The 7,916-nt window shown below is 72.4% G+C and carries 9 protein-coding genes and 2 pseudogenes; 8 read left to right on the top strand and 3 right to left on the bottom strand.

Annotation, left to right across the window (positions count from 1 at the left end; translation table 11 throughout):
• The first annotated feature begins 112 nt into the window (after positions 1-112).
• Positions 113-442, top strand: a complete 330-nt coding sequence (locus ABZ749_RS23915; protein ID WP_357231349.1) for a hypothetical protein — start codon at positions 113-115, stop codon at positions 440-442.
• Here ABZ749_RS23915 and ABZ749_RS23910 read toward each other — a convergent pair.
• On the bottom strand, positions 402-1,010 hold the full coding sequence (locus tag ABZ749_RS23910) for a nucleotidyltransferase family protein (RefSeq protein ID WP_357231346.1): 609 nt from the start codon (positions 1,008-1,010) through the stop codon (positions 402-404). The genes ABZ749_RS23915 and ABZ749_RS23910 overlap by 41 nt on opposite strands.
• 126 nt (positions 1,011-1,136) lie before the next feature.
• Between ABZ749_RS23910 and ABZ749_RS23905 the strand changes: the two genes are divergently transcribed.
• From ABZ749_RS23905 to ABZ749_RS23875, 7 genes are all read left to right on the top strand, one after another.
• The gene (locus tag ABZ749_RS23905) at positions 1,137-1,634 is read left to right on the top strand and encodes a 2Fe-2S iron-sulfur cluster-binding protein (protein WP_357231352.1); all 498 of its coding nucleotides are present in this window, start codon (positions 1,137-1,139) and stop codon (positions 1,632-1,634) included.
• Positions 1,631-2,614, top strand: a complete 984-nt coding sequence (locus ABZ749_RS23900; protein ID WP_357231343.1) for a xanthine dehydrogenase family protein subunit M — start codon at positions 1,631-1,633, stop codon at positions 2,612-2,614. The genes ABZ749_RS23905 and ABZ749_RS23900 overlap by 4 nt, the downstream gene beginning before the upstream one ends.
• The gene (locus tag ABZ749_RS23895) at positions 2,611-4,701 is read left to right on the top strand and encodes a xanthine dehydrogenase family protein molybdopterin-binding subunit (RefSeq protein ID WP_357231340.1); all 2,091 of its coding nucleotides are present in this window, start codon (positions 2,611-2,613) and stop codon (positions 4,699-4,701) included. The genes ABZ749_RS23900 and ABZ749_RS23895 overlap by 4 nt, the downstream gene beginning before the upstream one ends.
• Positions 4,702-4,729: 28 nt before the next feature.
• Entirely contained in the window at positions 4,730-5,095 is a 366-nt protein-coding gene (locus ABZ749_RS23890) for a metalloregulator ArsR/SmtB family transcription factor (RefSeq protein ID WP_357231337.1), read from the top strand.
• Entirely contained in the window at positions 5,095-5,736 is a 642-nt protein-coding gene (locus ABZ749_RS23885; protein ID WP_357231334.1) for an SRPBCC family protein, read from the top strand. The genes ABZ749_RS23890 and ABZ749_RS23885 overlap by 1 nt, the downstream gene beginning before the upstream one ends.
• 56 nt (positions 5,737-5,792) lie before the next feature.
• A complete protein-coding gene (locus tag ABZ749_RS23880; protein ID WP_357231331.1) occupies positions 5,793-6,302 on the top strand; it encodes an NUDIX domain-containing protein in 510 nt (169 codons plus the stop codon).
• Positions 6,303-6,406: 104 nt separating this feature from the next.
• Complete coding sequence (locus tag ABZ749_RS23875) at positions 6,407-7,216, top strand: SAM-dependent methyltransferase (protein ID WP_357231328.1); 810 nt, start codon at positions 6,407-6,409, stop codon at positions 7,214-7,216.
• A 49-nt stretch (positions 7,217-7,265) separates the two neighbouring features.
• On the opposite strand, the pseudogene ABZ749_RS23870 reads toward ABZ749_RS23875, so the two are convergent.
• Together ABZ749_RS23870 and ABZ749_RS23865 are read right to left on the bottom strand one after the other, a co-directional pair.
• Positions 7,266-7,823, bottom strand: a pseudogene (locus tag ABZ749_RS23870) (ATP-binding cassette domain-containing protein); the annotation flags it as partial.
• A pseudogene (locus ABZ749_RS23865) lies at positions 7,817-7,916 on the bottom strand (histidine phosphatase family protein); the annotation flags it as partial. The pseudogenes ABZ749_RS23865 and ABZ749_RS23870, both read right to left, overlap by 7 nt.

The following is a 7,916-nucleotide window of genomic DNA, read 5'->3' as shown; positions in this document are numbered from 1 at the left end:
ACCGTCGCGCCGGGCCTGGTCCCACAGTTCGGGGTGCAGCAGGATGTCCCCGGCGCCGAGCACGGATACCGTCCGTCCGGCCGCCTTCACCGGGATCCCCTTCCCCACCGCGGTGCTGGCGTCCGCGTTCACCCATGGCGACACCGACGACCAACGGGCGGCTGTCGCCCTGTACGCGCTGGCTGCGGCCCTGATGTCAGCCCCCTGGCTGGTGTTCTTCGGCTACCTGCACCGCCACCCGGCGCTGCTCCAACGTCGGGTCAGCCCCGGGTACGTGCGGACGCAGCGGCTGCGACCGGTCACCGGCCTGATCCTGTACGGGCTCAGCGGTCTGCTCGGCTGGTTCGTCAGCCCGGTGCTGGGCCTGATCGGCGTCATCGTCATGATCACCTATCACGCGATCACCAGCGAGGGTCTGCCCCGCTGGCTGACCCGTCGCTGACCGGGCGGAGTCGGCGCAGGTCGGCCGGGGTGTCCACGTCGACCGGGGACCCGACGTCGTCACAGGGCACCTCCGCCACCAGGTCCGGCCGATCGCGCAGCAGGTCGCGCGCGCCCCGGTCGCCGACGGCGTACCCGCTCAACAGCGGCCAGGTCTCCCGGCCCAGCAGGATCGGGTGCCCGGGTCGGCCGGCGTAGGTGGCGACCGCGACGAGGGCGCCGCCGTCGTACGCCGCGCGCACCCGGCGCACCGCGACCGGGCTGAGCAGTGGCTGGTCGACGAGGACCACGACGGCGGCCGGCACGTCGGCCGGCAGCGAGGCCAGGCCTCGCAGCAGCGACGAGCCCAGCCCGTCCGCCCAGCGATCGTGCCGGACCGGCACCGCGCCGGGCAGGTCGGGCACCTGATCGGCGCCCGCACCGAGCACCACGTGCACGGGTGCGCAGCCGCCATCGCCGAGCAGCCGGATCGCGCGCCGCACCAGCGGCTCGCCGTCCAGCTCGACCAGCGCCTTCGGCCGGCCGTAGCGCCGCCCGGCGCCGGCGGCGAGGAGCAGTCCGGCGGTCACCGTCGTCACCTCCCGTACGAAGGGCTTTGCGTTATTCGCCCCGAGATATACCGACAAAGCTAGTCTGGGCCGGTGCAGGGCGGACCGGAGAACGCGACGACGATCGACGAGCGCCACTCGTCCCGGGTGACGGTCGAGGTCAACGGCGCGTCCCGTGAGGTGACCCTGGACAACCGCACCACACTGCTTGACACGCTGCGCGAGCACCTCGACCTGACCGGGGCGAAGAAGGGCTGCGACCACGGCCAGTGCGGCTCCTGCACGGTGCTGCTCGACGGCCGCCGGGTGAAGAGCTGCCTGGTCTTCGCGGTGACCGTAAACGGCCGGTCGGTGGTGACAGTCGAAGGGCTGGCCGGACCGGACGAACTGTCCCCGTTGCAGGCCGCCTTCGTCGCGCACGACGCCTTCCAATGCGGCTACTGCACTCCCGGGCAGCTCTGCTCCGCCCGGGGCATGCTCGACGAGGTCTCCCGGGGTTGGCCCAGCGCGGTCACCGGCGACCTGAACACGCCCGCCGAGCTGACCGACGCGGAGATCCGCGAGCGGATGGCCGGCAACCTGTGCCGGTGCGCCGCGTACCCGCACATCGTGGCGGCCGTACGCGAGACCGCGGCGTCCTCGTGAAGGCGTTCCGCTACCACCGGCCCGCCGACGTGGCCGAGGCGGTCGCCGTGCTGGCGGCCGAACCACAGGCCGCCTACCTGGGCGGCGGAACCAACCTGGTGGACCTCATGAAGCTCGGGGTGCAGCGCCCCGACGTGCTGGTGGACGTGACCCGGCTTCCCCTCGACACCGTCGAGGAGCTGCCCGACGGTGGGCTGCGGATCGGCGCGACGGTCCGCAACAGCGACCTCGCGGCCCACCCGGCGGTACGCCGCGACTACCCGGTGCTGGCCCGCGCCCTGCTCGCCGCCGCCTCGGGACAGCTGCGCAACATGGCCACCACCGGCGGCAACCTGTTGCAGCGCACCCGCTGCGTCTACTTCCAGGACACCGGCAAGGCGTGCAACAAACGGGAGCCGGGCAGCGGTTGCGCCGCTCTGCACGGCCAGAACCGCGACCTGGCGGTGCTGGACTGGTCGGAGCAGTGCGTGGCCACCCACCCGTCCGACCTGGCCGTCGCATTGGCCGCCCTCGACACGGTGGTGGAGGTGCACGAGGCCGACGGCCCCCGTGACATCCCGATCGCCGACTTCTACCGCTCCCCCGGCAGCCACCCGGAACGAGAGACCACAGTGGCCCGGGGCGCGCTGATCACCGCCGTGCGGCTGCCGCCACTACCGGCCGCGCGCCGCTCGACGTACCTCAAGGTGCGCGACCGGGCCTCGTTCGCCTTCGCCGCCGGCTCGGTGGCCGCGGTGCTGGACCTCGACGGTGACGTGGTCCGCGACGTGCGGCTGGCGTACGGGGCGGTGGCGCACCGGCCCTGGCGGGCGTACCGGGCCGAAGAGGAGCTGCGCGGACGTCCGTTCAGCCCCGAGTTGGCGGCGCGGGCCGCCGACGCGGAGCTGGCCGAGGCGCGCCCGCTACGGCACAACGGCTTCAAGCTGCCGCTGACCCGGGCCATCACCGTGCGGGCGCTCACCGAACTGGCGTCGTCGTGAGCACCGGGGCGGTCGGCCGGGCGTACCCCCGGCTGGAGGGCCCGGCGAAGGTCACCGGCGCGGCCCGCTACGCGGTGGAGTACCCGGTGGACGGGGTCACCTACGGCTGGGCGGTCCCGTCCACAGTGGTGCGGGGCCGGATCACCCGGATCGACACGACGGCGGCGTTGGCCTCGCCCGGCGTGCTGGCAGTGGTGCACCACGGCAACGCGCCCCGGATGGCGCCCGGCCCACAGCCGGAGCTGCGGCTGTTGCAGGAGCCGACTGTGCACTACCGGGGGCAGTACGTCGCCGTGGTGGTGGCCACCAGCCTGGAGGCGGCCCGCGAGGGCGCCCGACTGGTCCGCATCGACTACGACACCGGCCCGCACAGCACAGTGCTCACCGACGACCATCCCGGCCTGTACAAGCCGGACCAGGTGAACCCCAGCTATCCGACGGACACCGCCGAGGGCGACTTCGACGCCGGGTACGCGGCCGCCCCGGTGCGGGTGGACGTCACCTACCGCACGCCGGCGTACCACAACAACCCGATGGAACCGCACGCCACCATCGCGCAGTGGCACGACGGGCGGCTCCTGGTGCACGACTCCACCCAGGGCGCGACGCCGGTACGCGCCACCCTCGCCGAGCTGTTCGAGCTGCCGCCGGAGTCGATCCGCGTCGTCGCCGAGCACGTCGGCGGCGGCTTCGGCAGCAAGGGGTACGCCAAGGCGTCGGTGGTGCTGGCCGCCCTCGCCGCCCGGCACGTGGACCGCCCGGTCAAGCTGGCGTTGACCCGCCAGCAACTGTTCGGGCCGCTCGGCTACCGCACCCCCACCATCCAGCGGGTCCGCCTCGCCGCCGACACCGACGGCCGGCTCACCGCGATCTGCCACGACGCGATCAGCCAGACCTCCACGATCAGGGAGTTCGCCGAGCAGACCGCCGTCTACACCCGCAGCATGTACGCCGCACCGCACCGCCGCACCACGCACCGGCTGGTCCGCCTCGACGTGCCCACTCCGTTCTGGATGCGCGCCCCGGGCGAGTGCCCCGGCGCGTACGCCCTGGAGTCCGCGGTGGACGAGTTGGCCATCGCCGTCGGCATCGACCCGGTGGAGCTGCGGATCCGCAACGACACCGCTGTCGACCCCGACCTGGGACGCCCGTTCACCAGTCGCAACCTGGTGGCCTGCCTGCGCGAGGGCGCAGAGCGGTTCGGCTGGGCCGGCCGTGATCCGTCGCCCCGGTCCCGGCGCGAGGGACGGTGGCTGATCGGGACGGGGGTGGCCGGATCGAGCTACCCGGCCCGGGCCCGGCCTTCCTCGGCGACGGCCACCGCTCGGCCCGACGGGAGCTTCCTGGTCCAGATCAACGCCACCGACATCGGCACCGGCGCCCGGACGGCGATCTGGCAGGTGGCCGCCGACGCCCTCGCAGTGCCGCCGGAACGGGTGGAGATCCGCATCGGGGACACCGCGCTGCCGACGGCACCGCTGGCCGGCGGCTCGATGGGGACCGCCAGCTGGAGCTGGGCGGTGATACGCGCGGCCCAGGCGCTGCGCGAGAAGCTGCGCGACGGCGGGCCGCCGACCGACGAGGTGACCGCCGAGGCGGACACCACCGAGGAGGTGGGTGAGCAGCCCGCGCTCCCCCGGTACGCCTACGGGGCGCAGTTCGTCGAGGTGCGGGTCGACGTGGACACCGGCGAGGTACGGCTGAACCGGATGCTCGGGGTGTTCGCGGCGGGGCGGGTGGTGAACCCGACGACGGCCCGCAGTCAGCTCATCGGCGGCATGACGATGGGGCTGTCGATGGCGCTGCACGAGGAGGGCCTGCTCGACGAGCGCTACGGCGACTGGGTCAACCACGACCTGGCCACCTACCACATCACCGGCTGCGCCGACGTCGAGTCGATCGAGGCTTACTGGCTGGACGAGCGGGACGACGAGCTGAACCCGGCCGGGGTGAAGGGCATCGGCGAGATCGGCATCGTCGGCGCCGCGGCGGCGGTCGGCAACGCGGTGCACCATGCGACCGGCGTACGGATCCGGGAGCTGCCGATCCGGCTGGACAAGCTCATCGGAGTATCAGAGTTGGCTTAAATAAGCCGTCAGTGATACAACTGTCGTCGTGCACGCCTTCGACGTGCTGGGCGATCCGGTCCGGCGCCGCATCCTGGAACTGCTCGCCGCCGGCGAGCAGACCGCCGGCGCGGTCAGCACTGTCATCCGCGAGGAGTTCGGCATCTCCCAGCCCGCCGTGTCCCAGCACCTCAAGGTGTTACGCGACAACGGCTTCGCCACCGTGCGGCCGGAGGGCACCCGGCGGCTCTACGCGGTCGACCCACGCCCACTGCGCGAGGTCGACGGCTGGCTGGAGCACTTCCGCCGGTTCTGGACCCCACCCCTGGCGGCACTCGCCACCGAGCTGGCCCGGGGCCGACGCGAGCGTCGGCTGCGCGGCCCCGCCGACCTACCCGACGAGAGGAACACCTGATGTTCGACGCCACCGAGCAGATCAACGCCGTCCAGCGCAAGGTCGGCAGCCGCACCCTGGAAGCCGGTGAGGCGCGGGTCACCACGATCAGCCAGACCTACCAGGCGACGGCCGAGGATCTGTGGGACGCCTGCACCAGCGCCGAGCGCATCCCGCGCTGGTTCCTGCCGATCTCCGGCGACCTGCGGCTGGGCGGCACGTACCAGCTCCAGGGCAACGCCCACGGCACCGTCGAAAGCTGCGAGCCGCCGCACCGCTTCACCGCCACCTGGGAGATGGGCGGCGAGGTGAGCTGGATCGAGGTGCGGGTCACAGCGGTCGGCGACGAGCGGGCCCGCCTCGACCTGGACCACATCGCGCACGTCGACCAGGACCGGTGGGCCCAGTTCGGGCCGGGCGCGGTCGGTGTCGGGTGGGACCTCGGGCTGCTCGGCCTCGCCTCGCACCTGGCCTCCGACGGCAGCGGGATCACGCCGGAACAGGGCGCCGAGTGGACCGCCTCCGCCGAGGGACGACGGGCCATGGAGCTGAGCAGTCAACTGTGGTGCGAAGCGAGCATCGCCGCCGGCACCGACGCCGACGAGGCGAAGGCCGCCGCCGAACGCACCACCGCCTTCTACACGGGCGACCCGGCAGCCTGACCGCGCGGCGAGGCGGCGCGGCAGCCTGAGCAGGGATCGGAGTAACGTGCTGCGGCATGACCGGCACGCCGTACTCGCACTGCTCCTACTGCGGCGCCGCCTACCCGCCGGCCGGCGGTTGGCCGCGAGTCTGCGCGGTCTGCGGCGAGACCGTCTGGCGCAACCCGCTGCCGGTGGCGGTCGCGGTGCTGCCGGTCCGCACCGCCGAGGGCCTGGGAGTGGTGGTGGTCCGCCGGGACATCGAACCCGCCCGCGGCCTGCTCGCGCTGCCCGGTGGCTTCATCGAGTACGGCGAGGAGTGGTCCGACGCGCTCGTGCGGGAACTGCGGGAGGAGACCGGCCTGATCGCGGCGGCCCGGGACGCCCGACTGTTCGCGGTGCACGGCTCACCGACGGGCGGCACGATGATGGTCTTCGGAGTGCTGCCCGAGCGGGCGGCCGAGGACCTGCCACCGTCGGCGCCGACCGAGGAGGCGACCGAGTGGCTGGTGCTCACCGACCCGGTCGAGCTGGCGTTCTCCACCCACACGCGGATCCTGGCCGAGTTCCTGACAGTCACCTCCTGACCCCCGCGCTCGGCCAGGGACAAGGGCTTCGTCGATCCGCAGGACCATGCGGGCGCCGCCGCGCCGCTAGGCTACGGCCCCGACGCCCGTGAGGGGAGACGAGCATGTCGCAGGATCGAGCTGAGCAGCCGGTGGGAGGTTCGGCCGCCAAGCTGGACACGACAGCGCCGCACTCGGCACGGGTGTGGAACTACTGGCTCGGCGGTAAGGACAACTTCGCCCCGGATCGCGAGGTCGGTGAACAGGTACGGGCGGTCTTTCCGGAAATCGTCGAGGCGGCACGGTATTCGCGCGCGTTTCTCAAACGAGCGGTGACCTATCTCGCCGCAGAGGCGGGGATAGGCCAGTTCCTCGACGTCGGTACGGGCCTGCCCACCGCCGACAACACCCACGAGGTCGCCCAACGGATCACGTCGCGGGCGCGCGTCGTCTACGTCGACAACGACCCGATGGTTCTCGCGCACGCCCGGGTGTTGCTGACCAGCAGCCAGGAGGGTGCCACCCAGTATGTCGACGCCGATCTGCGCGACCCGGAGAAGATCGTCCAGGACGCTCGCGACACACTCGACTTCAATGAACCGATCGCACTGATGATGCTGGGCGTCATGGGCCACGTCGAGAAGCCGGCCGAGGCGCAGGCCATCGTCAACGCTCTGGTCTCGTCCCTACCATCGGGCAGCTTTCTGGCCATGTCCGACGGTACGGCTACCAGCGAGCGGGTCATCGAGTCGCATCGGCAGTACAACGAAAGCGGTGCTCTGCCGTACCACCTGCGTGCGGTCGCGGACTTCACGGCGTTCTTCGACGGCCTCGACCTCGTCGAGCCGGGTGTCGTGCCGCTGGGGCACTGGCGGACTGACAGCAGGCCCGCGGCCGTCGTGGATGGCTACTGCGGGGTCGCCCGCGTGCTCTGACGCGGGGACTGCCTGGCCGATCCGCACGGCTGGGCTCCGCGCAGTCCGGTCAGCGGGTGTCGGCGGGGCGGCGTCCGTCGACCCCGGTCAGGTAACCGCTGGCCTGCAGGTTGAACAGCTCGCGGTAGAGGCCACCGGCGGTCATGAGATCGTCGTGACTGCCGTGCTGGACAAGGCGGCCCCGTTCCAGCACGAAGATCCGGTCGGCGTGCCGGACGTTCGCCAGCCGGTGGGTGATCAGCACGACCGCCCGGTCGGGGCGACGGCGCAGGTGCTGGAACAGGGCATGTTCCGCACGCGCGTCCAGGGCGGCCGAGGGTTCGTCGCAGATCAGCAGGGCGGCGTCCCGGTAGAGGCCGCGAGCCGCGACGAGCCGCTGCCACTGCCCGCCGGACAGTTCGTGGCCGTCTTTGAACTCCCGGTCGAGCAACGTGTCGTAGCCGTGCGGCAGGCCGACGATCATGTCGTGCGCGGCGGCCGCGCTGGCCGCCTCCTGCACGGTGGGGCCGGGGAGGTCCGGGGCGCGGTCGTGCCGCCCGACGCGGATGTTCTGCCCAGCGGTGAACGGAAACTTCCACCACTCCTGGGTCATCACGGCCACCTGGGCGGGTCGTGCCAGAGCCGCTTGCGCTCTACGTGACGGCGCAACGTCCAGATCGGGAGCTGGTGCGACACCAGCACCGCCTCGCGTCCCTCGGCG

The sequence above is a fragment of the Micromonospora sp. NPDC047753 genome (assembly GCF_040642735.1).
Taxonomy (GTDB): domain Bacteria; phylum Actinomycetota; class Actinomycetes; order Mycobacteriales; family Micromonosporaceae; genus Micromonospora.
This window is presented reverse-complemented; position numbering and strand designations above follow the sequence as displayed.

What these genes read in the sequence shown, in the direction of transcription:
- ABZ749_RS23885 (WP_357231334.1), top strand. Translation starts at nt 5,095, where the DNA reads ATGTTCGACGCCACCGAGCAGATCAACGCCGTCCAGCGCAAGGTCGGC.
- ABZ749_RS23880 (WP_357231331.1), top strand. Translation starts at nt 5,793, where the DNA reads ATGACCGGCACGCCGTACTCGCACTGCTCCTACTGCGGCGCCGCCTAC.
- ABZ749_RS23875 (WP_357231328.1), top strand. Translation starts at nt 6,407, where the DNA reads ATGTCGCAGGATCGAGCTGAGCAGCCGGTGGGAGGTTCGGCCGCCAAG.